Here is a 22,138-nt window from a genome sequence, read left to right on the forward strand (position 1 = left end):
GACAGCGGCGCGGCGCTGCACCATGGCGCGAGCGAAGCAACGCGAGGGAGGACACCGGCGCGGCGCTGCGGGATTAGCGCACCTCTAGCAGGTCTACTACGAAGATCAGAGTCTCGCCGGGTTTGATTGCTGCTCCGGCGCCGCGGGCGCCGTAGCCCAGTTTGGCCGGAATGGTGAGCTGGCGGCGGCCGCCTACCTTCATCCCCTGCACGCCCTGGTCCCAGCCGGCGATGACCCGGCCCGCACCGAGCGGGAACGTGAATGGGGTTCCTCTGTTCCACGAGGCGTCGAATTCTTCACCGGTGGAGTGGGCCACTCCCACGTAGTGAACGACAACCTGGTTGCCTGCGGTGGCTTCGTCGCCTTCGCCTACAACGATGTCCTCTATTTCAAGCTCGGCCGGAGCGGGTTTGGTCGGGTATTCGATGATCGGCTTTTGCAATGTCATCGCTACTTCTTACCACCGAACATGGCCCGGATCGCGGCAATCAGCAGCGCGATGCCAAGGATGATCCCGGTGATCGTGAGTAGCGGCTGCTCACTCCATCCCTGTTCCACGCGCTACATACTTCCGTAACACCGCCGTAACCGCTACATTCGGGTCCACCGATATTCAGACCACTTTGGACGGCAGGTGACCCGATGCTCGGTTCCCCCAAGTGGCTTCTCACCCCTTTGATCGCCGCGGCGGCCGTGATCGCCTTGGCTTCCCCGGCGGCGGCCGTAACCGCTGAAGAAAAGCTCGCGGTGCTGTCGAGCTTCACGCAGACCAACAGCGCGAGCTATGACGCTTGGAACGGGGCGCGGCAAAATCAGCCCGCCTGGGCCGCTTACACGCTCAACTGGAGCACCGACTACTGCTCCAGCAGCCCGGACAATCCGCTCGGGTTCGACTTTGCGTTGTCGTGCTACCGGCACGACTTCGGCTACCGAAATTTCAAGGAGATGGGGCAGTTCTCCGCGAACAAGTCGCGTTTGGACTCCGCTTTCTACGAAGACCTCAAACGCAGATGCTCCCGCTACAACTGGGCTGTTCGGCCCGCGTGCTACAGCCTGGCCTGGACCTACTACCAGGCGGTGAGCATCTTCGGCAGTGTCGTCGTCACAGCCGATGACCTGAAGAGGGCGCAGGATCTTATGCCAAAGAACGGCTTTGTGTCGTAGTTCTCCTGGAGACCCTCTCCGGCCTTCCCGCTCCGTCTCCGGGAAGGCCGGAGAAGTCTTCTCTCTTCCTTTTCAGGCGACCTCCGCGAAGCGGATCGAGTCGCTGGCGAGGTCGGGATGTTCCACCCCGAGCGCCAGCGCTGCCGCCTCCCGAATGCCCATCGCCGCGCCGCGCGCATAGGCCTCATCGAACGCCGTATCGCCGAGCTGCCGCCTTGCCGTCTCCTGCTGGGCCTTCCAGTACGAGCCGAAGACTCCCGGACCGCACTGCAGCTTCGCGGTGAGCGACTCGGCCGCGCCGAAGAGGGTGGCCGCGGTAGCCGTGTCACCGCCATGGACGCAGCGGGCCGCGATGGCCTTGATGGCGACACAGGTGCGGCCGTGGAAGCCGTAGGAGACCCGGGACCGCAGCGCCACCGTCAAATGTTCATGTGCCGCAACTAGATCGCCCCGCTTGAGGGCGATCAGGCCCAGCAGCAGATCGACCGTGCGGCGGCCGCGCTCCACCGGGCGCATCTGCTCATAGGGCCGGGCCGCGGCCAGGATGTCGGCCGCCTCGTCCAGCTCGCCGCGCAGCCACAGCAGCTCGGCCAGGTTGAAGACGGCGAAAAGCGCATCGGCGGGGACATTGTTGGCGGCGGCCCACCCGATGACCTCGCGGCAGCTGCGCTCGGCCTCGTCGGTCTTGCCCGCGTCGCGCAGCGCTCCGGAGCGGCCGGCGAGGACCCTCACCAGTAGGCCCGGGTCACCGGTGCGGCGCGCCGATGTCTCGGCCCGCCGGGTGAAGCGCAACTCCTCTGGGTACTCCCCGTCGGCAGCGGCCTGAAGCGCGTGCACCTGAAACGAATTCGCCAATTCTGCGTCCGGTACCACTTCGCCCGTCTCGGCCAGCCGAGCGTAAAGCCGGTAGAGCCACAACCGGCCCTCGCGGGCCAGGCCCCTTTCCCGCCACCACTGGTCGAGCCCGGCCGCGATGCGCAGGCCGGACCGCGCGCTGCCACCTGTGCCGCACCAGCGCAGGGCGGCCCGCAGCTCCGGCGCGAGCGGATCGAGCGAGTAGAGCGACAGCGTGACCGGTTTGCCGTCGGGGCCTTGCCTGGTGCGGTCAAGCTCCCGGATCGCCCACGCGACGTGCCGGTTGCGGGCGGCGCTCTCCTCGCCCGCTTCGGCGAGGCCTCGCGCCGCGAAGCCGCGGATCGGGTGCAGCATCCGGTAGACGATGCCGCTGTCGTTGCCGCCCGCCCGCTCCACCTGTACCAGTGACTTGTCCACAAGCACGGTGAGGGGATGCAACGGGTCCGCCCCGACCAGACACTCCACTGTGGACAGATCGACCGGCCCCGCGAAGACGGAGAGCCAGCGCAGCAGCCGGGCCGCGTCCGCGGGCAGGGTGCGATAGGACGAGGTCACCACGGCCTGCATGGTGGCGTGGCGCGGGCCGTCGCCGGCGTGCGACGAGCTGCCCGCGTCGAGGGCCTGCAGCGGATCACCGGAGTTGAGCTCGGCGTGCAGCCGGCTGTCCAGCTCGCGGGCGGACAGCACCCGCAGCCTGGCGGCGGCCAGCTCCAGCGCCAGCGGCAGGCCGTCGAGGCGGGCGGCTATCCGGGTCAGGTGCGGCAGGTCGGCGGGGTTGATCTGCTGCCCGCCGCGGGCCGCGGCCATCCGCTCGGTGAGCAGGGCCACCGCGTCGCTGAGAGCGCCGCTGACGGACTGGGACAGCGCCAGGGGTGGGATACGCCAGACCAGCTCGCCGGGCAGCCCCAGTGGCTCTCGGCTGGTGGCCAGGACCCTCACCCCGGGGGCGCCGGCGAGGATCGTCGCGACCATGGACAGGGTGGGCCCGAGCTGCACCTCGCAGGTGTCGAGCAGGATCAGCATGCGCCGCTCGGCGAGGTGGTCGACGAGCGTCTGGACGATGGGGCGTCCCGGCTCGGGGCGCAGGCCTAGCACCGTACTCAGCGCAAAGGCCACCAGCCCGGGGTCGGAAACCGAGACCAGGTCGAGGTGCCACACGCCGTCGGGATAGCTGGGGTGGTCGACCTGATCGGCCGCGATCACCGCCGCGAGGCGGCTCTTGCCGGAACCGCCGATGCCGACCACCGTCACCAGACGGTTGGTGGCGAGGACTTTCTCGACCTCGGCGCGCTCGCTGACGCGCCCGACGAACGAGGTCACCGGGCAGGGCAGGTTGTGCGGCGAGTCGCCTTCGGTGCGCGGTCTTGGGAACTGGCGCTCCAATTCGGGCCCGACGAGCTGGAAGAGACGCTCACGTCCATCGAAGCCGCGCAGCTTGTGCAGGCCAAGGTCGATGACGTCGGCCGAGCGCACCTCCGCGGCGGTGGCCGCCGAGAGCAGGATCTGGCCGCCGTGAGCCGCGGCCGCGACCCGGGCCGCCCGATGCACCTCCGGGCTGGCGTACTCGTGGCCGTGCGGCTCGGCGCGTCCGGTGTGCAGGCCTATCCGCACCAACGGGCGCGTGTTCGGATCGGGCCATTGGTGGTTGGCCAGATCCCGCTGAGCGCGCGCGGAAGCGTCGACCGCGGCACTGGCGTCAGCGAACGCGAAGAAGTATGAATCGCCCTCGGTGAACAGCTCCACGCCACCGTGAGAAGTCAACGCGGCACGCAAAAGCCGCCGATGCTCGCTGAGCACCGGCAGATAACCATCACCGAGCACCTGGGCCAATCGGGTAGACCCCTCGATGTCGGTGAACAGAAATGTCACCATCCCCCGTGGCAGGTGTGTCAATTCTGGCACTTGCCAAACCTCCGCCCCCTGGAAGTCGCGTTCATCGTGCCAACTCCCAACAGAAGGAACATCGTAGGAACGGGTTGATCCAGCTGACGTAACGATGAGGCCCAAGGTCCAGATATCGCACTTTTAGCCAGCAGTTGAGCCGAAGTGGCTCGTCGCTTGGGGTTTGCTGGCTAGTCAAATGCGACATACGCTCCTGGGCGTGCAGGATGGGGAGACAGGCCCACAAGAGGCCGTGGAGACTGCCAATTTTACGGAGCCGGCGCCACCCGTGCCGGAAACTACGCCCGCTGACGACGACATGGCGGGTTGGCGTCGCTTGGCCGTGACCGGTGGCCTGATCGTCGCGCTCGCGGTGGCGTCGGCGGCGGCCGGGGCCACGATGGTGCCTCAGATCGCCGGCCCGGCCCCGAGCAAGGCGACCGCGCCCGCAGTCATCACCAATCCAGAGCCGTCGGCCAGCGCCGAGCCGACCCCCACCGAGGCGCCCACCGCCGGCCCGTCGGCTTCGGCCACCCCGGCGCCCTCGGCGAGCCCGACGGGGCCGGTCCGGCCCGCGTCGGCCTTCACCTCCTGGGCCGCACCCTTGGCTGGGCCGCTTGGCATTCCGCAGGTCGCTCTGGAGGCTTACGGGTACGCCGAATGGGTGCTCCAACAGACCCGGGGCACCTGCAAGCTGCAGTGGACGACGCTTGCCGCGATCGGCAAGGTCACCTCCGAGCACGGCAAGCAAAACGGTTCCGCTTTGGACACGTTCGGCCGCGAACGTCCGGCCTTCATCGGGCCCGCGCTGAACGGAACGGGCGGCACAGTGAAGGTGGCCGACACCGACGGCGGCGCGCTGGACAGCGATCAGAACTGGGATCACACGATCGGGCCGATGCAGTTCATTCCCGCCATGTGGCGGCTCGCCGGGGTCGACGGCGATGGCGACGAGCTGGCCGATCCGCAGGACATCGATGACGCGGCGCTCGCGGCGGCCTATTTCCTCTGCTCCGGTGGCAAGGACCTGTCGGTGGTGGCGAACTGGAAGGCGGCCGTGTCCGCGTACCACGGGCTCGCGCCGCGCATCGACAAGATTTTCGAAGAGGCGCAATCCTACGGAGTGAGAAGTCGCTCCTAAATACTACCGAGTGCGACCCCAATGACTTTGAATCGCCACTCAGCGTAACGGCTTGTATACGGTGACAGGATCGACCCTTCCGTTTCGGCTCTCAACTGTGCAAGCTGGACGGGTGACGGTATCCCGGGCTACGCGCTTCACGCCGCTCCACCGTGCCGGTGGTCGAGGTGAGCAATGAGGGTGCGTGAGTGGGATCCCCTTACCGCCCCGGCCGCGGAGATCGCTGCCATAGTCGCTCTGCTCAACGAGGCTATGGCCATCGACCTGCCCAACGACCCGCTGTGGCGCGATGACACCATGCGCGAATATCTCGCCGTCACCATGCCGGGCGAGCGCAAAGCCATGTGGCTGGTCGAGGAGAACCCGGGCGACGCCGCCCGTGGCGTGCCGCCGATCGGCGAGGCCAACATCTTGATGCTGGGCGACATCGGCGTGGTGGAAGTCATCGTGCATCCTAAGGCCCGCCGTCTCGGTGTGGGCCGCGCGCTGCTGACCGAGGTGGTGCGCAGGGCAAAAGCCGAAGGCTTCTCCGCGCTCGGAGTCGAGGTCCCCGGAGACACCACCGCGGTGGAGTTCTATGAGCGCTTCGGCTTCGTCCGTGCCTTCACCGAAATCCGCAGCGTTCTCTCGCTCAGCACGGTCGACTGGTTCGGCCTGGGCGAGTTCGCCGCCGGGGTGGGCGCTGGCTACCAGATCTCCTTCCATGCGGGAGGCCCTCCCGAAGAGCTTTTCGTGGCCTACGCGGCGGCCAAGGCGGAGGTGAGGGAAGCTTATGACCTCGGGGACCTTGAGCTTCGCCCCAGCTCTTACGAGCCGCAGCGGCTGCGGGCGAGCATCGACACCCTTGCGGCGCGTGGGCTCAAACTCTACGTCGTAGTCGCCGTAAGAGAGAGCACGGGCGAGGTCGCCGGGCTCACCGAAGTGGTGGTTCCCCAGCAGCACCCGACACGCGCCGATCAATATGACACCGTGGTGGTCCCGCGTCACCGCGGCTACGGTGTCGGCCGGGCCATTAAGGCGCGCATGCTTTTCGAGCTGCGTTCCGCGGAGCCGGGTCTGGCCGAGGTGCAGACGTGGAATGCGGCGGTCAACGAGCCACTCATTCGGGTGAACCAGGAGCTGGGTTTCGTACCCGACCGGCAATGGCTTGAATACGAGGCAGAGCTCGGCGAGCTCGCCGCGGTCCTCAAAGTCGATTAGGGTGATCCGATGCCACGGTACGAGTTCCGATGCCGCGCCTGCGGTGACACGTTTCTGGTCAACCGCCCCATGAGCGAGTCCGGCGATCCCGCCGCCTGCCCGCAGGGCCACGACGACACCGTGAAGCTGCTCAACACCATCGGCCTCGCCGGCGGCGCGGCGGTCAGCGTCAACCAGCCCGCCAGCGGTGGCGGCGGAGGGGCTTGCTGCGGCGGCGGTTGCTGCGGCTAATTTTTGCGCCGCTACGTCGTGGTCCTTCGCCGTATCTCCCGGCGGCAACGCCACGCCCGTGCGCCTGCAGCTTTAAAAGCGATGATCACCGCCAATGGCAGTGATCATCGCAGGTGGGACTGTTACAGGATGGTCCAGGTGTCGCCGGAGTTGAGCAGGGAAGCCAAATCCTGCGCTGGGTTGTCGCTCGCCTTTGCTTTTGCCTTCTCCAGCTGATCGCGGACCAGCTTGTCGTAGGACGGGCGGGACACCGAGCGGAACACGCCCACCGGCGTGTAGCGCAGATCGGGGCCCGCAAGCCGGGAGAGGGCAAAGGCGTATGCCGGATCCTCTTGTGTGGCATCGTGAACCAGAGGCTCGGCCGAGGCCGAGTCCTCCACGGTCAAGCCGAAGCTGTTGGCCGGGTGGGTCACCGCGAACTGACCCTCCGAGCCGAACCGCAGCGGCTGCCCCTGCTCCAACCGGATCAGGTAGTTGTCACGGGTTTCGGAGTCCTTCAGTACCTCAAAAGCGCCATCGTTGAAGATGTTGCAGTTTTGGTAGATCTCCACGAACGCTGAACCCTGATGCTCGGCAGCCGCGCGCAGCACCGAGGTGAGGTGCTTGCGATCGGAGTCGATGGTGCGGGCCACGAACGAGGCCTCCGCCCCGAGCGCGAGCGAGATCGGGTTGAACGGGTAGTCGGCCGAACCGGCCGGGGTCGACTTGGTGACCTTGCCGACCTCGGAGGTGGGCGAGTACTGACCCTTGGTCAGACCGTAGATCTTGTTGTTGAACAGCAGGATCTTCAGGTTCACGTTGCGCCGCAAGGCATGGATCAGGTGATTGCCGCCGATGGAAAGCGCGTCGCCATCGCCGGTCACCACCCACACCTGAAGGTCGGGCCTCGTCACCGACAGGCCGGTCGCGATCGCCGGGGCCCTGCCGTGGATCGAGTGCATCCCGTAGGTGTCGAGGTAGTAAGGGAACCGCGACGAGCACCCGATGCCGGAGACGAAAACGATGCGCTCGCGAGGGATCCCAAGCTCGGGCAGGAAGCCCTGCATCGCGGCCAGGATGGCGTAGTCACCACAGCCGGGACACCAGCGCACCTCCTGGTCGGACTTGAAGTCCTTCGCAGTCAGCTGGAGCGGAGCGCTAGGCATTCTTGATCACTTCCTCGAGCATTGACTCCAATTGACCCGACACGAACGGCATGCCGCTGACCTGGTTGTAGGCCACCACATCGATCAGATAGCGGGCCCGGATCACGTGGGCCAGCTGGCCCAGGTTCATCTCCGGGATCACGACCTTGTCGTACCTGCCCAGAACCTGGCCGAGGTTGCGCGGCAACGGGTTCAGGTGACGCAGGTGGGCCTGGGCCACGTTGAGCCCGCGCTGGCGAAGCGCACGCGACGCGGCGCCGATCGGGCCGTAGGTCGAACCCCAGCCCAGCACGAGCACATTGGCCGTGCCGGACGGATCCTCGACCTCGATGTCGGGGACTTCGATGGCTTCGATGCGCGCCGCCCTGGTGCGCACCATGAAGTCATGGTTGGCCGGGTCGTAGGAGATGTCACCGGTCTTGTCGGCCTTCTCCAGGCCGCCGATGCGGTGCTCCAGCCCGGCTACACCCGGTGGGGCCCAAGGCCTCGCGAGCGTCTGCGGGTCGCGCAGGTACGGATAGAACTTGCCGTCCTCGCCATTGGGCGCCTGGGCGAACGTGGTGCGCAGGTCGGGCAGATCGCTGACTTCGGGAAGCAGCCACGGCTCGGACCCGTTGGCCACATATCCGTCGGAAAGCAAAATCACCGGCGTGCGATAGGTAATCGCGATGCGGCAGGCCTCGAGCGCGGCGTAGAAGCAGTCGGCCGGGGATTGCGGGGCGATGACCGCCACCGGTGCCTCACCGTGCCTTCCGAACAGGGCCATGTTGAGGTCGGCCTGCTCGGTCTTGGTCGGCATTCCGGTCGACGGACCGGCCCGCTGCACATCAATGATCACCAATGGCAGCTCCAGTGCGACCGCGAGCGAGATGCTTTCGCCCTTCAGGGCAACGCCCGGCCCGCTGGTGGTGGTGATGCCAAGCGCGCCCCCGTAGGAGGCGCCGATCGCCGCGCCGATGGCCGCGATCTCGTCCTCGGCCTGCACGGTGATGACGCCGAGCTTCTTGTGCTTGCTCAGCTCGTGCAGGATGTCGCTGGCCGGCGTGATCGGGTAGGCGCCCAGGAAGATGGTCAGCTCCGAGCGCACGCCCGCGGCCACGAGCCCGAGGGCTAGAGCGGTGTTGCCGGTGATGTTGCGGTAGTTGCCCGCCTCCATCCGAGCCGGCTTTACCTCGTAGCGGACGGCGAAACCCTCCGTTGTCTCGCCGAAGCTCCACCCTGCCGAGAAGGCGGCCTTGTTGGCAGCCACCAGCTCCGGCCGGGAGGCGAACTTGCGCTCGAGGAAGCTCATCGTCGACTCGTAGGGGCGAGAGTAGAGCCAGGAAAGCAGCCCGAGCGCGAACATGTTCTTCGACCGCTCGGCGTCCTTCTTGCTGATCGGATGGTCGGCCAGGGCGCGCAGCGTCATGCTGGTCAGCCCGACCGGGTGCACGTCGTAACCCGCGAGGGAATCGTCTTCGAGCGGGTTGCTGTCGTAGCCGACCTTCTGCAGGTTCCGCTTCGTGAACTCATCGGTGTTCACGATGATCGTCGCACCTTTGCGAACTTCGGAAAGGTTGGCTTTGAGCGCCGCTGGGTTCATCGCTACCAAAACGTTAGGCGCGTCACCCGGGGTCAAAATGTCGTAATCGGCGAACGCGACCTGGAAGCTGGAGACGCCGGGCAGCGTGCCTGCAGGTGCGCGAATTTCGGCCGGGAAATTGGGGAGCGTGGATATGTCGTTACCGAGCTGAGCGGTTTCCGAGGTAAACCGGTCGCCGGTGAGTTGCATGCCGTCGCCGGAGTCGCCCGCGAATCGGATGACGACACGATCCAGCTGTTCGACATGCTTGGGGGCGGTCATCGTGGTTCCGACCTCCTACCGGGGTGCTGTCAGAGTGTTCATGGGCAAGCCTACGTCGAAGGTAGGGAATGCCCACCGCCGGACCCCAGTGTGGGGCGCACACGTCGTCGCGTCCACCCCCGTTGATACACCCTCTAGTAAGGGATGAACGCCTGGCCATTCCACACGTAGCCGGTCCCCTTGTCAGTTGGCCCGAACCATATTCGTCCATCTTCAGTCACGTTCACCAGCAGGTCTAAGTTCGGTCGTCTCGGCACCGTTATCGCCTGCAGGGCCCGCCAGCCCTCGCCGACTTGGTCGAAGAGCACCATTCTGATATCGGTAGGCCTGACATCTGTGGGCGTCGTTGACGGGCAGCCGTAGCTGAGCAGAAGGTAGGGCTCACCGACGCGGCCAAGCTCGACATAGTGCCCGTATTGCTGAGGAACCAGCAGGGTGGCGCAGGGAACTTGGCCGGCAACGGGTGAAAGATCCAGATTCTTTGGCGGAAACCCGGCAGAGCTGCCCACAAGCTTCAGATCATTTCCGTTGAGCCGGTAGCGATCCAGCGTGACGATCTCCCGGTTGCGGCGGTCGGCGTAGACGATGCCATCGCGAATCCAAACGTTGACCACGTCTGTGCCGTCTCCCTGGGCAATCTGGCGCAGCGTTCCATCCGGGTGGCGTTCGATGACCACAAGGTAGGACGTGATGGGCTGCTGCGAACCACGGCCGCAAATCAGGCGGAATGCCGCTTCCGCCTTCCCGTCGCCGTTGAGGTCACCGAGCCCCAAGTGCTGTGGCGAGAACTGGACGATCTCCAGTTCATTGCCAACGAAGGGCCGGGTCCACTCGGCCAGCCCCTGCTGTTCGGGCGCGAAAGTGATGGTCTCGGCCGGGCACATTGAGCCTGCGGGCACGGGAGGGGCGAAGCTCGCGTGGACCCAATCCACGCCGCGCATCGGATCAGATCCGTCGACGTGGCCGGTCGGGCTCGGGGTGGGGGTTGGGGTCACCGGAGGCAGGCTCTGGCTCATTTTGATCAGGTGAACGGCGGTGAGCACACCCGCGAGCAACAGCACCAGCACGGCCGCGGTGACCGCCGTGCGAACGCGCCGGCGCTTGGACATCTGCGCCACCTCACCCACCGGGGGCGGGGATGGCAGATCGACTTCGATTCTTAGCTCCTCACTCAGCGCCGCCCGGCCGCGATGCAGCCACGATTTGACCGTCCCGACCGGGGCCTGCATCTGCTCGGCGATCTCATCGATCGGAAGGTCGGCCAGATGGTGCAGGACCAGCGCCTCCCGCTGGGCCTTGGGAAGTTTGCGCAACGCGGCCACCACCGCCACGTGATCCGGGTTGATTTCGGGCACGGTCTCCACCCGCTGCCGGACCAGATGGGCGCTGGCCGTCTTGACCCGGCGCCACCGGGAATGCGCCAGGTGGAAAGCGACCCTGCGCACCCAGGCGACCGGATTGTCGTATTGGGCGAGCCGCCCCCAGCGCAGCCAAGCACGGCAGAACGTCTCCTGGGTGATGTCCTGCGCCTCGGCCAAGTCGGCGGTGTAGCTGTACACGAGCGCGGCCGTGTCACGGAAATGAGCCAGGTAGAAGTGTTCGAAGTCGTCGTGGAGCAGTGGAGTCGCCGTGGTCATGCAGCATCACACTCTCGGCGTGGGGGTCGGGTTGCACTAGTGTGGTCGATTGTGGATGGGTATCTCGGCTCCTATGCGCCGTTGGGCCTGCTGGCCCTGGTCGGAGTGCTGATCGTGGGCGGCGGTTTCTTCGCGAACAGCCTTTTGCGGCCGAGACGTCCCAACGCGGCCGCGGGTAAGCGGGATACTTATGAGTGCGGGCTCGATCCTGTCCCAGGTGGCTGGGCCCAGATGCAGATTCGTTATTATCTATACGCCTACCTTTATGTGCTGTTCGCGGTCGAGGCGGTGTTCCTCTTCCCGTGGGCGGTGGTCTATCTTCAGGCGGGCCTCGCGGTCATCGCGGAAATGGCGATCTTCGTAGGGGTGCTGGCGCTGGGCTTGCTGTACGCCTGGCGCAAACGGGCCCTGACCTGGCAATAGGGGAAGGCTAGAGTGCGCGAATGAACATCCCACTGATCCTTGTCGTCGCGCTGACCATTGGCGGGGTGGTCTTCGGGGTGATGACCCTGATCGGCGGCGGTGACCCGGGGCTGCGCCCGGTCGATGCGGACAGCCGGGCCCGGCTGCTGCCCGGTGACCGCCCGCTGATGGAAGGTGACGTCAGCAAGACGCGGTTCGACCTCATCTGGCGCGGCTATCGCATGGATCAGGTCGACCAGACTTTGCGCCGGCTCGCCTACGACATCGGCTACAAGAGCGAGCTGATCCAGGTCCTTGAGGCCGAGATCATCGCGCTGCGCGAAGGAAGGCTCGAAGACGCGGACACGCTCGCGGACGCCAGAGCGGCCTCGCTCGACCCGGCGCGGCGCGGTGGCCCAGCCGACGACGACCAGCCCGAGGACGCGGTCATCACCGTCTTCGAGCCGGCCGAGACGCCGGTGGCGGCTTCGGAGGAGGCCGACGAGCCCGACGAGCCCACCGACGATCTCGAGACCGACGTGGCGGCCGAAGGGGCTCAGCCGAAGTCGGGCGTGGCGTGACCGATCCGGCCACCCCTGGCACAGGCGAAGTCACCGCGACCGTCATCGTCAACGCCCCCGCCGAACGGGTCTTCGACGCGTTCACCAGCTGGGAGCGGCAGACCGATTGGATTCCCTTCACCACGGTGAGAGTCGTCTCCGGCGATGGCGGGGAAGGCAGCGTCATCGAGGCGGTGACCTCCGTGAGGGGTGCCTCGCTGCGCGACGAGATGCGCGTGGTGAAGCTCGATCGGCCCTACGAGGTCAGGGTTGTCCACTTTGGAAAGATGCTGCGCGGCCCAGGCGTGATGCGTTGCACCCCAATGGGTTCAGGCCGCACGCAGGTGGTCTGGCACGAGTGGTTCCATCTCCCGGCCGGGGTGGCCGGCAAGCTGGCCTGGCCCCTGCTCTGGCCCGGCTCGAAGCTCGCCCTCACCAAGGCGTTAAAGCGGTTCGCTCGCATTGTTGAGCAGGGCCTGCTCCCGTGACCAGCCCGGCCCTTTGGCCAGGTGGTTGAAGCGGGCTCGCCAGGTGCGCGCGCGCCGCAGATCGCGGAAGATCGCCGCGTACTCGTGATAGGCGACCCGCAGCGGGTTGTAGGTCTCGATGTTCTTCGTCAGCCCGTAGATGACCCGCTCTGTTTCCGGGGCAAAGGAGCGGAAGAGCCGGTCCCACACGATGAAGATGCCGCCGAAGTTGCGGTCGAGGTAGCCGCCCTGGGCCCCGTGGTGGACACGGTGGTGTGACGGGGTGTTGAAGACGAACTCGTACCAGCGCCACATCTTGTCGATGCGCTCGGTGTGGATCCAGAACTGGTAGAGCAGATTGATGCCGCCGCAGAAGCCGACCACCACCGGGTTGACCCCGAGCGCGACCATCGGCAGGTAGAAAAGCCAGCTGGTGAAACCGGTCCAGGTCTGGCGCAGGGCGGTGGAGAGGTTGAACATCTGCGACGAGTGGTGCACGACGTGGGAGGCCCACAGGATCCGGATCATGTGGTGGCCCCGGTGCGACCAGTAGTAGCAGAGGTCCTGGGCGATGAGGAAAACCGGCAGCAGCCACCAGCTGAACTCGATGCGCAACGGGGTCAGGTGGTAGACGGCCAGGGTGGCGGTGGCTGTGCCCAAACCCCACAGGATGTCCCAGCCCAGGCTGCCCAAGCCCATGCCGATGCTGGTCGCCGTGTCCTTCAGCCCGTAGCCCAGCTCGTTGTCATCCCGGTGGAGCAGGTAGGAAACCCGTTCGGCCACCATGAGGAGAATGAACAAGGGTACGGAGTAGAGCACGACGTCTGGGAAATCCACAACGCGGAGGTTATTCACGTATGGCCACGGTGGCAATAGGCGAGGATGGTCTGGCCAGGTGTTCTTGGGCGGCGGGGCCGGAATATGTCGCCTACCATGATCAGGAATGGGGCCGTCCGGTCCGCGGCGACGATCCCCTGTTCGAAAAGATCAGCCTGGAGGCCTTCCAGTCCGGGCTGTCCTGGATCACGATCCTGCGCAAGCGGCCCGCCTTCCGCAAAGCCTTCAAGGGCTTCTCCATCGCCAAGGTGGCCGCGTTCTCAGGCAAGGACGTCGACCGGCTCATGGCCGACGCGGGCATCGTGCGCAACCTCGCCAAGATCGAAGCCACCATCGCCAACGCCCGGGTCGCGCTCGATCTCGACCAGCCGCTCACCGAGCTGCTGTGGTCGTTCGCCCCGCCCAAGCGCGCCCGCCGTACCGAAATCCCGGCCACCACAACGGAATCCGTGGCCATGGCGAAGGCACTGAAGAAGCGGGGTTTCCGTTTCGTCGGGCCAACCACCGCCTACGCGCTGATGCAGGCGACCGGGATGGTCGACGACCACATCAAGGGGTGCTACATCAAATGAGGCGCTGGATGGTGAGCGTCGCGCTCCCGATCGAGGCCGGCTCGCCAGCCGAGGCGGTGGCCGAGTTTTGGCGCTATGTCACCGAATTGGGGCCGGCAGAGCTGCCCGCTTTCGTCTCCCCGGCGGAGGACGAGCTCGCCATGCAGGCCTACGTGGCCGACGAACCCGCCCCCCAAGACCCGGAAGAGGACTGACCCTCAGCGACCGGTGAAGACGGCTTTTTGCTTGTTGACGAAGGCCATCGTGGAAGCACGGTGGTCTTCGGTATCGCCGCAGACCCGCTGCGCCTCAGCCTCGATCGCGAGCGCTTCCGAAAGCGTGCTGCGGGCGCCGTGCACCAGCTCCCGCTTGATCTGTCCAAAGGCGACGGTGGGACCGGCGGCGAGTTCCTTGGCGAACTCCTGCGCCCGCGGCAGCACCTCGTCATCGCTTCCGGTCAGCTCGGTGAGCATGCCCAGGCGCAGCGCGTCATCGGCGGCCACCGGCCGGGCGAGCAGCAGAAGCTCGGCCGCCTTGGCGTGGCCCACGAGACGCGGCAACGTCCACGAGACACCCGTGTCGCCGGCCAGCCCGACCCGGGCGAAGGCCATCAGGAACGAGGTCGCCGGGCCGCCGATGCGGAAGTCGGCGAGCAGAGCGAGCGACGCGCCTGCCCCCGCGGCGGCCCCGCGCACCGCGGCCACCACCGGCTTGGGCATCTCGGCGATAGCGAGGGCGATCGGGTTGTAGTGGCGCACCACGGTGTCCAGCGGCGGGCCATCGCTTTCCAGCGAGCCGACGTGCTCCTTGAGGTCCTGCCCGACACAGAAGGCTCGGCCAGCCCCGGCGAAGACCACCGCCCGGACGCTGTCATCGGCGCTCACCGAGGCGAGCGCCTGGGCGAGCGCCTCCTTGAGCCCACGGTCGAGGGAGTTGAGCGAATCGGGCCGGTTGAGGGTGAGCGTGGCCACCCCGGCATCGATGTCGAGCAACAGAGAATCAGACACGTCTACTCCTTGTCGGCGAGGCAGTCATCAACAAAACGATCGGCGGCGGGCCGCAGCCGGTCGGCGTGGCGATCGAAAAAGGCGGCCGCGGCGTGGCCCGGCCACGGGTCGGGCAGCAGCGAGGAGGGCAGCTGGGGATCGGAGAACAGGAATGCGCGCCACTCGTGGACCAGACGGCTGCGGGCAGCGAAGGACGTCTCATCATCGGCCTGCTTGTCCACCGATCGCATCAGCGGGGTCATCCGGTCGATGAAGGCGGTGTACTCGGCGCCGATCGCCTGCAGGTCCCAGGCGCGTCCCACCATCACGCGGGCCCCAGCCGCCCCCGCGGTGTGGGTTGCCGACAGCCGCTCGAAGCGGACACCGGCGTCATTGAGCATGGAATCCACCTCCCCGGCCGGGCGCGCTGCTATCCATACACAGCCGTCGAGTCTTCCGTACCCGAGAAAAGTGAGGTTGGCAGCCAATCGCTCGCGTTCTGATCTGGTCGTGGGATTCGTCACTAGGACGAGGTCAAAGCGCCCGTCCCAGGAGAGCTTCTCGGTGCGGTAGATACGAGCGCCCGCCTCCTCCAGGCGCAGCGCCGCCCGCCCGGTCAGCCGGTAGCCCGCGCCGCCCGCCATCCGTACCGGGCTAAGCCAGCTCTGGCGCACCATTCGCGAGACCGCGGTGCGCACCGCGGGCGGGGCGACGCCGAGCGGAGCCAGCAGCCGGATGAGCGCGGCAATGGGCGCCTGGCCACCGCGCCGGCGCAGATGATCGCCATAGAGGTCGAAGAGGGCAGAACGGGCCTGCATGAGGGGTGATTGTGACAGATGTGAACTGCGGTGGCGAGAAGATGTCACAACGTGACCAGCCCGGTTTGGGCTTCGGGGAGTCCATCAGGGAAAATCATTGGTTGGCACATCCGTTGCGGCCCACCCATCCGCACCGGGGTGGTTGTTCTTGATAGGCCGGTAAAGAGCTTTGCACGACAACAGTGCGAATTCTCGTACTGCCTGGGGTGCGAGTCTGAGGGGAGACATACATGGCGGCGATGAAGCCGCGGACGGGCGACGGTCCGCTGGAGGTCACCAAAGAGGGTCGGGGCATCGTTATGCGAGTCCCGCTCGAAGGCGGTGGGCGGCTCGTCGTGGAGATGACTCCGGACGAGGCGACCGCCCTCGGTGAGGCGCTTAAAAGCGCGGTTGGCTGAACCGCGTCACTTTGCCCAGAACGCCTAGCGCGCTCTGGGCAAAGTAAGGTCGCTTCAGACCACTCGCGTGAACAAGGCGGATAGATGATTTCGATTCGACTGGGTGCTCCTCGGGGCGCTGACCCGGCCGATGTGCTGGTTATACCGGTACAGGCGGCCGACCAAGGGGCTGCGCCGGTCGGAGCTTTGCCGGAGGAGATCTCCGCCGAGGTCTCGCAATTCATCACCCAAACGGCCCACGCGGGCAAGCCGGGCAAGGTGGAGATCTTGCCGCGGCCCCTCCGCGTGCCCACAAAGATCCTGGTTGTCGGAGTTGGCTCCGGCGACGAAAACAGCTGGCGTGCCGCGGGTGCGGCCATCGCCCGCAGCGCGGCGCGGGAGGCGGAGGTCGCCGTCATCGTGTCGCCGCAGCTCGCCGAGCACGAGCTGCGGGGCTTCGCCGAAGGCCTCTGGCTCGGCGAATACACGTATCGGCTGCGCGATCCCAAGCCCGACCAGGTGCGCCTGCTCGCGACGGTCACGGTTGCGGCCGAGCCGACCGCTGCGCTTACCGGCGTGCTTGACCGCACCCGGGTGATCGCAGCGAGGGTGAACTTCGCCCGCGACCTGACCAACACCCCATCGCAGATCAAAACGCCCTCCTGGCTGGCCGAACAAATCAAGCAGCAGGTCACCGAGGGCGTCAGCTACAGCGTGCGCGACCAGGCACAGCTGGCCGAGGAGGGCTTCGGCGGGATCCTCGCCGTCGGCGGGGGCTCGGCGCATCCGCCGTTGCTGGTGCAGCTCAGCTGGAACCCGCCCGGCGCCACCGAGCACGTGGTCCTCGTCGGCAAGGGCATCACCTTCGACACCGGCGGCGTGGACATCAAGCCCAACGACGCCATGCAGCTGATGCGCAAAGACATGGGCGGCGCGGCCACCGCGGTCGCCGCCACCCTGGCCGCCGCAGAGCTGAATCTGCCGATACGCATCACCACCCTTACCCCGCTGGCCGAAAACATGCTCTCCGGCGGCGCCTGGCGCTCAGGTGACGTGGTACGCCACTACGGCGGGCTCACCTCGGAAGTGCACAGCACCGACGCGGAGGGCCGCGTGGTGATGGCCGATGCGATGGCTTACGCGGTCGCGCATCTCGAACCTGACCTGCTGCTCGATCTGGCCACGCTGACCGGCGCCTCGCGGGTCGCCCTCGGCAAGAAGACTGCCGCGCTGTTCACCGACAGCCCGGAGCTGCTGGAGTCGCTGACCACGGCCGCGGTCGCGGCCGGTGAGCAGGTCTGGCAGATGCCGCTCGCCGACGAATACGTCAAGGACGTCGCCGCCGAGATCGCCGACCTCAACAACGCCGCGGGTAACCCGGGCGCCATCACTGCCGCGCTCTATTTGCGAGAGTTCGCTGGTCCACTGCGAAATAAGTGGGCGCACATCGATATGTCCGCGCCTTCGTGGTCTGGCGAAGTGGACAGTGAGCTGGCCAAGGGCGCTACCGGCTGGGGCGTGCGCACTCTGGTGCGCTGGCTGACGACGCGGGCAGGGTAGCTCATCTATTTCTCCATGAGTCCAATCTGGACGTTCATAGTCTGCTGACCCTTCGGCAAGTGGGCTGACAACCCGTCCCTCGGCGACTAATGTCTCGCGGGCGTCACCACGGCGGTGAACGGCCCGCACCGAGGAGGTCGCGAGGCTCATGTCAGAGCCGCATCAGCAGCCGGTCCAGCCTGGACCGTACATTCCGCAGCAGGCCGGAGACCCCCTCCCGCCGGCTCAGCCGCAGATCCCCACCCAGGGTGGTGGCGGACTGCCGGGAGCGCTGACGGTGCCTTATGCGCCGCAGCACGGCGTTCCGGGTCTGCCCACCCAGGCCGAAATCGCCGCCGGGGCGGCCTATCAGCAGGTGGTGCTGGGCTATCAGCCCTCGGTGCCGTTCCCTCCACAACCCCCGCAGCCCGCCTATCGCCCGGCCCGCCGGCGTCTTTGGCCCGCCATCACGGTGACGATCGTCCTGATTGCGCTGGCCGCGGTGGTGGCCTGGCAGGAGCTGCAGATAGTCGATCTTTCCGATCGGTTGGCCAAAACGCAGGCGCAGGCGCAGGCCGACCGCGATTCGGCGAAGGCGGCCGCCGAGGCGATGGCCAGCCGGATCGCCGGGATGGAGAAGGAATCCTTCCACCCCGAGCAGATCGCGGCCGCCGCGCTGCCCAGTGTCTTCCGGGTCAAGGCCGGGCAGTTCTCCGGGACAGCCTGGGTGGTGGGCAAACCCACCTCCGGTGGGGGCGCCTACCTATTCACCAACTTCCATGTCGTGGAAAGCGTGTGGAACAAGGGCGAGAAGAAGGTCGGCATCGAGCACAAGGATCTGCGGTTCGACGCGACGATCGTCAAGGTGGACAAGGACAAGGATCTGGCCCAGCTGGAGACGACCGCCAAATTCACCGGCCTGGCCGTGGCGGCCGAAGCTGTGCAGCCGGGTGAGCCGATCGTGGTCGTGGGCGCGCCCCTCGGCCTGGACAGCTCGGTCACCACCGGTGTCGTCAGCGCCATCCGAAAGCTCGAGGGCACGGACGAGACCTACGTCCAATTTGATGCGCCGATCAACCCGGGCAACTCCGGTGGGCCCGTCATCAATGCGCAGGGTCAGGTAGTGGGCATCGCCACCGCCAAACTCAAGAACGCCGAGGGCATCGGCCTTGCCATCCCGATCGGCCTGGCCTGTCAAGCATTCCCAATCTGCGGCTGATCCGCCGCGTGGCAACACCCAACCCCTCTTCGCAAGGAGCAACAAATGTCCCACCCTCACGGGGAATCGTCGGAGCCTGCTACCGCCGTTGACGTGCCGCACGAGACGCTGTCGATTTCGGCACCGGCGACCCCGCCCGGGTTCACTCCGGCACCCGCACCGTCCTCCGCCCCGGCCCAGGAGCCAGTTGCCGTAGCCGCGGAGCCGGTCACTCAGGCCTATGTGCCGGTCGCGGCGATGCCGCAGCAGGTGGCGCCGGTCAGCGCGCCCGGGTATGCGCCCGGATACGCCCCGGTAAGCGCTGTCCCCGGCTATGGGCCGGTTTCCGCTGTCCCATATGGCATTCCCGGGTACCCGATGGAAGCCCCCAAGAAGAAGGGGCGCGCCGGGATCATCGTTCTTTCGATCCTGACCGGCCTGCTGACGCTTGGGGCGGCGGGCATGACGACGCTCTACTTTGTCGAGAAGAGCGAGCGCACGGCGGCCGACAAGAAGGTGACCGAGCAGGCGGCGACCATCACCACCGAGCAGGCCAAGGTGAAGGACCTGGAAGGCAAGTGGTCTCAGACCAAGTCTGAGGTGGCGAAGCTGACCCAGGAGGTCGAGGGCGCCAAGAGCAAGACCGCCGATGTCACCAAGGAGAAGGAGGCGCTCGCCGCCTGCTTCCGGGCGATGGACGACTATTTCCTGACGCAGAACAAAGCCAACCAGCTGGCGCTGCAGACCGCCTGCGACGAGGCGTCGAAGTACTACTGACGGACAGCCGCGAGCAAGCCGTCTCCGATCGGGATAACCGCCGGGGACCACAGCTCCGAATCCCGAACGGCGGTCGCGCAAGCAGCGGCCGCCGTTCGCGTCAGCACCCCGTGCATGACGAGAAGGCCGCCGCTGCGCAGAAGGCGGGCCGCACCTTCGGCATAGGACTCGTATTCGACCGGGTCACCGTCCACAAAGACCAGATCGTAGGCCGCATCGGACAGTCGTGGCAGCACCTCGAGCGCGCGTCCGGCGATGACCCGGGTACGTGACGAAGCGAAGCCCGCTTCCAGAAAGAGCCGGCGAGCCATCCGCTGGTACTCCGCCTCGACATCGATGGTGGTGAGGACCCCGTCGGCCCGCATGCCACGCAGGAGCCAGATTCCGCTCACCCCCGTGCCGGTGCCGATTTCGACTACGGTGCGTGCCGACCCCATTTGCGCCAGCAACCCGAGCACGGCCCCGCAGCCGGCCGTCACCGGCGTCAGCCCAACCTCTCCGGCCAGGCCACGGGCTGTTTGCAGGACGAGGTCCTCTTCGGCGTAAGACGCGACAAAGTCCGCACCGGGACCAGCCTGGCGATGAAGGGTCACAGTGGGCCACCTTCCCCGATTAGTGATATTTCCTCACGTGGGCGTGCCATTCTGAAGCGGGAAACCGACGGGAGGCAAGTCGTGAGGGAAACCTCCGCGCACTGGTGGTCCGATGCGCTTAACGATCCTTGGCGCGATCCGACCACGTCCGCGGTATTGACACCCCCGCGTGTCGCGCCCGCGCCGATGCCCGAACCGCCACCGGGACCCGACCGGGGCCGCTCGTGGCTCCCGGCCGTGTTGGTCGGTGTGGTGTCCGCTCTTGTCGCCGGCATGCTCGGCGGCGCGCTCGGGGTGAGGTTCGGTGGGGCTGCGCAACAGGAACAGTCCCCGATCGGGTCCGGCTTGCACGCCTCCGCGCCCGCGCCCGATTCGCTTGCCGCAGTGGTCCAGATGGTGCTGCCGAGTGTGGTGACGATCCGGATCACGGTCGACGGCGGCACCGCCCTCGGATCGGGTTTCATCGTCAGCCCGGAAGGCCACGTCATCACCAACGATCATGTGGTCTCGGGCGGATCCGGCAAGGCGACGGTCATCTTCGAAGACGGTGACACCGCGCAGGCCGAACTCGTCGGCACCGACCCCGAATCCGACGTGGCGGTCCTCAAGATTCTGCAGCATCCCGGGTTGACCGTGGCGCGTCTGGGCAACTCCGACACCGTCGTGGCGGGCGACCAGGTGGTCGCGATCGGCTCGCCGCTGGCGCTGCCCGGCACGGTCACCGCCGGCATCGTCAGCGCTGTCGACCGGCCGATCGCCACCGGCAGCGTGCGCGGCGAAACCCGTTACTACGCCGCGATCCAGACCGACGCGGCGGTGAACCACGGCAACTCCGGCGGGCCTCTGGTCGACGTCGCCGGTCAGGTGATCGGTATCAACGCGGTCATCAAGTCCATGGCCGACGACGAGCACAGCGCGGGCAACATCGGTCTCGCCTTCGCCATCCCTATCAACCACGCCCAGCGCGTCGCGTCCGAGATCATCGCCACCGGCCGCGCCAAGCGCACCGTCATCGGCGCCGAGCTCGAGGAGGTAAGCCGCGGCTCGATCAGCGGCGTGCGCCTGCGCGATGTCATCTCGTCCGGCCCCGCCGCCGCAGCCGGCCTCCGCCAGGGCGACCTGGTGATCAGCTTCAACCATCGCCCGCTCAGCGAGCCAAATGATCTCATCGCACTTGTGCGGAAAACTGCACCGGGTGAGGTGGTCTCGGTGACCTACAAACGCGGCTCTACCAGCCACGATGTCGACGTGACCCTGGTCGCCGACGCGGACTGAGGGCTGGTGGGTGGCCCTTACCCGCTCTACGCTTATCGCGTGTTCGAGAATTTGAACGGCTGGGAGTTTGTGGGGCTCCTGCTCATCGCACTGCTGATCTTCGGGGAGAAGCTCCCCAAGGTCATCGGCGATGGCCTGCGCATGCTGCGCAACCTGCGCGCCATGGCGACCAACGCCACCGGCGACCTCAGCCGTGAGCTCGGCACAGACATCAGCCTGGAAGATCTCAACCCCAAAACCTTCGTGCGCAAACATCTGCTCAGCGAAGACGACGAGGCCGCCCTGCGCAGGCCGATCCAGAGCCTCTACGAGGATGTCCGGGCCGACGCCAAGCAGGTTCGCGACTCCATCGACCTCAACGACCCCGTGGCACCCCCCCAGCAGCCGAGCGCCCTCACCCGCTCCAGCTACGACGACGCCACCTGAGTTCTCAGGCATCTGCCTCACCGCCGCTTCCCAGCGCCAGTCTCCTCAGCAACGCTTCCGTAGAGCCAGTCTCCTCAGCGCCGCTTCCTAGCGCCAGTCTCCTCAGCGCCGCTTCCTCTGCCGCCTTCCTCAGGGTCGGCCAGCCCGCCTTCCGGCCCTTGGGGTAGGCGGGCCGCCTTCCGGCCCTCGGGGTCGGCCGGCCGCCTTCCGGCTTGTGGGCATTGCTTTCGTGGCG

24 protein-coding genes and 1 pseudogene are annotated in these 22,138 nt (G+C 66.8%); 15 read left to right on the top strand and 10 right to left on the bottom strand.

Going from position 1 to position 22,138, the window contains the following annotated elements; genetic code table 11:
- Nucleotides 1-73: 73 nt before the first annotated feature.
- Nucleotides 74-448, bottom strand: coding sequence for an FKBP-type peptidyl-prolyl cis-trans isomerase (locus tag Rhe02_RS46535; RefSeq protein WP_203914992.1), 375 nt, complete (start codon nt 446-448; stop codon nt 74-76).
- A 194-nt stretch (nt 449-642) separates the two neighbouring features.
- Between Rhe02_RS46535 and Rhe02_RS46540 the strand changes: the two genes are divergently transcribed.
- A complete protein-coding gene (locus Rhe02_RS46540; protein WP_203914993.1) occupies nt 643-1,164 on the top strand; it encodes a phospholipase in 522 nt (173 codons plus the stop codon).
- A gap of 72 nt (nt 1,165-1,236) precedes the next feature.
- On the opposite strand, the gene Rhe02_RS46545 is transcribed toward Rhe02_RS46540, so the two are convergent.
- Nucleotides 1,237-3,921, bottom strand: a complete 2,685-nt coding sequence (locus Rhe02_RS46545; protein ID WP_373320801.1) for a winged helix-turn-helix domain-containing protein — start codon at nt 3,919-3,921, stop codon at nt 1,237-1,239.
- Nucleotides 3,922-4,189: 268 nt separating this feature from the next.
- Here Rhe02_RS46545 and Rhe02_RS46550 point away from each other — a divergent pair, with 268 nt between their 5' ends.
- From Rhe02_RS46550 to Rhe02_RS46560, 3 genes are all read left to right on the top strand, one after another.
- Nucleotides 4,190-5,041: a lysozyme family protein gene (locus Rhe02_RS46550; RefSeq protein WP_203914994.1), complete on the top strand. Its 852-nt coding sequence runs from the start codon at nt 4,190-4,192 to the stop codon at nt 5,039-5,041.
- Between the two features lie 174 nt (nt 5,042-5,215).
- A complete protein-coding gene (locus Rhe02_RS46555) occupies nt 5,216-6,241 on the top strand; it encodes a GNAT family N-acetyltransferase (RefSeq protein WP_203914995.1) in 1,026 nt (341 codons plus the stop codon).
- 9 nt (nt 6,242-6,250) lie between these two features.
- On the top strand, nt 6,251-6,472 hold the full coding sequence (locus tag Rhe02_RS46560) for an FmdB family zinc ribbon protein (RefSeq protein ID WP_203914996.1): 222 nt from the start codon (nt 6,251-6,253) through the stop codon (nt 6,470-6,472).
- Between the two features lie 122 nt (nt 6,473-6,594).
- On the opposite strand, the gene Rhe02_RS46565 is transcribed toward Rhe02_RS46560, so the two are convergent.
- The 3 genes from Rhe02_RS46565 to Rhe02_RS46575 all read right to left on the bottom strand — a co-directional run bounded on the left by Rhe02_RS46565 (nt 6,595) and on the right by Rhe02_RS46575 (nt 11,097).
- Nucleotides 6,595-7,617, bottom strand: coding sequence for a 2-oxoacid:ferredoxin oxidoreductase subunit beta (locus tag Rhe02_RS46565; RefSeq protein WP_203914997.1), 1,023 nt, complete (start codon nt 7,615-7,617; stop codon nt 6,595-6,597).
- Nucleotides 7,610-9,460, bottom strand: coding sequence for a 2-oxoacid:acceptor oxidoreductase subunit alpha (locus Rhe02_RS46570; RefSeq protein WP_203914998.1), 1,851 nt, complete (start codon nt 9,458-9,460; stop codon nt 7,610-7,612). Before Rhe02_RS46570 ends, Rhe02_RS46565 begins: the two co-directional genes overlap by 8 nt.
- A gap of 134 nt (nt 9,461-9,594) precedes the next feature.
- The gene (locus Rhe02_RS46575) at nt 9,595-11,097 is read right to left on the bottom strand and encodes a SigE family RNA polymerase sigma factor (RefSeq protein ID WP_203914999.1); all 1,503 of its coding nucleotides are present in this window, start codon (nt 11,095-11,097) and stop codon (nt 9,595-9,597) included.
- Between the two features lie 51 nt (nt 11,098-11,148).
- Here Rhe02_RS46575 and Rhe02_RS46580 point away from each other — a divergent pair, with 51 nt between their 5' ends.
- The 3 genes from Rhe02_RS46580 to Rhe02_RS46590 are packed head-to-tail and all read left to right on the top strand — an operon-like array spanning nt 11,149 to nt 12,547.
- Nucleotides 11,149-11,520 carry an NADH-quinone oxidoreductase subunit A gene (locus Rhe02_RS46580; RefSeq protein WP_203915000.1) on the top strand — a complete coding sequence of 124 codons (372 nt, stop codon included), beginning with the start codon at nt 11,149-11,151 and terminating at the stop codon, nt 11,518-11,520.
- Nucleotides 11,521-11,540: 20 nt separating this feature from the next.
- Complete coding sequence (locus tag Rhe02_RS46585) at nt 11,541-12,080, top strand: DivIVA domain-containing protein (protein ID WP_203915001.1); 540 nt, start codon at nt 11,541-11,543, stop codon at nt 12,078-12,080.
- The gene (locus Rhe02_RS46590; RefSeq protein ID WP_203915002.1) at nt 12,077-12,547 is read left to right on the top strand and encodes an SRPBCC family protein; all 471 of its coding nucleotides are present in this window, start codon (nt 12,077-12,079) and stop codon (nt 12,545-12,547) included. Before Rhe02_RS46585 ends, Rhe02_RS46590 begins: the two co-directional genes overlap by 4 nt.
- On the opposite strand, the gene Rhe02_RS46595 is transcribed toward Rhe02_RS46590, so the two are convergent.
- Nucleotides 12,503-13,363, bottom strand: a complete 861-nt coding sequence (locus Rhe02_RS46595) for a sterol desaturase family protein (protein WP_239124510.1) — start codon at nt 13,361-13,363, stop codon at nt 12,503-12,505. The genes Rhe02_RS46590 and Rhe02_RS46595 overlap by 45 nt on opposite strands.
- 20 nt (nt 13,364-13,383) lie before the next feature.
- Between Rhe02_RS46595 and Rhe02_RS46600 the strand changes: the two genes are divergently transcribed.
- Both Rhe02_RS46600 and Rhe02_RS46605 read left to right on the top strand, forming a co-directional pair.
- Entirely contained in the window at nt 13,384-13,935 is a 552-nt protein-coding gene (locus tag Rhe02_RS46600; protein WP_203915003.1) for a DNA-3-methyladenine glycosylase I, read from the top strand.
- Nucleotides 13,936-13,940: 5 nt separating this feature from the next.
- A pseudogene (locus Rhe02_RS46605) lies at nt 13,941-14,129 on the top strand (hypothetical protein); the annotation flags it as partial.
- Between the two features lie 3 nt (nt 14,130-14,132).
- Here the strand turns inward: Rhe02_RS46605 and Rhe02_RS46610 are convergent.
- Both Rhe02_RS46610 and Rhe02_RS46615 read right to left on the bottom strand, forming a co-directional pair.
- Nucleotides 14,133-14,921, bottom strand: coding sequence for an enoyl-CoA hydratase-related protein (locus Rhe02_RS46610; RefSeq protein WP_203915005.1), 789 nt, complete (start codon nt 14,919-14,921; stop codon nt 14,133-14,135).
- Nucleotides 14,922-14,923: 2 nt separating this feature from the next.
- A complete protein-coding gene (locus Rhe02_RS46615) occupies nt 14,924-15,718 on the bottom strand; it encodes a PaaX family transcriptional regulator (RefSeq protein WP_203915006.1) in 795 nt (264 codons plus the stop codon).
- Between the two features lie 230 nt (nt 15,719-15,948).
- Here Rhe02_RS46615 and Rhe02_RS46620 point away from each other — a divergent pair, with 230 nt between their 5' ends.
- The 4 genes from Rhe02_RS46620 (at nt 15,949) to Rhe02_RS46635 (ending at nt 19,609) form a co-directional block, all read left to right on the top strand.
- Nucleotides 15,949-16,116: a DUF3117 domain-containing protein gene (locus tag Rhe02_RS46620; protein WP_203915007.1), complete on the top strand. Its 168-nt coding sequence runs from the start codon at nt 15,949-15,951 to the stop codon at nt 16,114-16,116.
- 84 nt (nt 16,117-16,200) lie between these two features.
- Complete coding sequence (locus Rhe02_RS46625; RefSeq protein ID WP_203915008.1) at nt 16,201-17,655, top strand: leucyl aminopeptidase family protein; 1,455 nt, start codon at nt 16,201-16,203, stop codon at nt 17,653-17,655.
- 148 nt (nt 17,656-17,803) lie between these two features.
- A complete protein-coding gene (locus tag Rhe02_RS50365; protein WP_239124512.1) occupies nt 17,804-18,853 on the top strand; it encodes a S1C family serine protease in 1,050 nt (349 codons plus the stop codon).
- A gap of 45 nt (nt 18,854-18,898) precedes the next feature.
- Nucleotides 18,899-19,609: a hypothetical protein gene (locus tag Rhe02_RS46635; protein WP_203915009.1), complete on the top strand. Its 711-nt coding sequence runs from the start codon at nt 18,899-18,901 to the stop codon at nt 19,607-19,609.
- Here Rhe02_RS46635 and Rhe02_RS46640 read toward each other — a convergent pair.
- Complete coding sequence (locus Rhe02_RS46640; protein WP_203915010.1) at nt 19,603-20,202, bottom strand: O-methyltransferase; 600 nt, start codon at nt 20,200-20,202, stop codon at nt 19,603-19,605. The two genes, Rhe02_RS46635 and Rhe02_RS46640, sit on opposite strands and share 7 nt — an antisense overlap.
- 81 nt (nt 20,203-20,283) lie before the next feature.
- Between Rhe02_RS46640 and Rhe02_RS46645 the strand changes: the two genes are divergently transcribed.
- Nucleotides 20,284-21,477, top strand: a complete 1,194-nt coding sequence (locus tag Rhe02_RS46645; protein WP_239124513.1) for a S1C family serine protease — start codon at nt 20,284-20,286, stop codon at nt 21,475-21,477.
- A 39-nt stretch (nt 21,478-21,516) separates the two neighbouring features.
- Entirely contained in the window at nt 21,517-21,903 is a 387-nt protein-coding gene (locus Rhe02_RS46650; protein ID WP_203915012.1) for a twin-arginine translocase TatA/TatE family subunit, read from the top strand.
- A gap of 4 nt (nt 21,904-21,907) precedes the next feature.
- Here Rhe02_RS46650 and Rhe02_RS46655 read toward each other — a convergent pair.
- Nucleotides 21,908-22,138: hypothetical protein (locus tag Rhe02_RS46655; RefSeq protein ID WP_203915013.1), on the bottom strand; the 231-nt coding region annotated here is incomplete at its 5' end.

It is taken from the genome of Rhizocola hellebori (genome assembly GCF_016862955.1).
GTDB classification, from domain to species: Bacteria; Actinomycetota; Actinomycetes; order Mycobacteriales; family Micromonosporaceae; genus Rhizocola; species Rhizocola hellebori.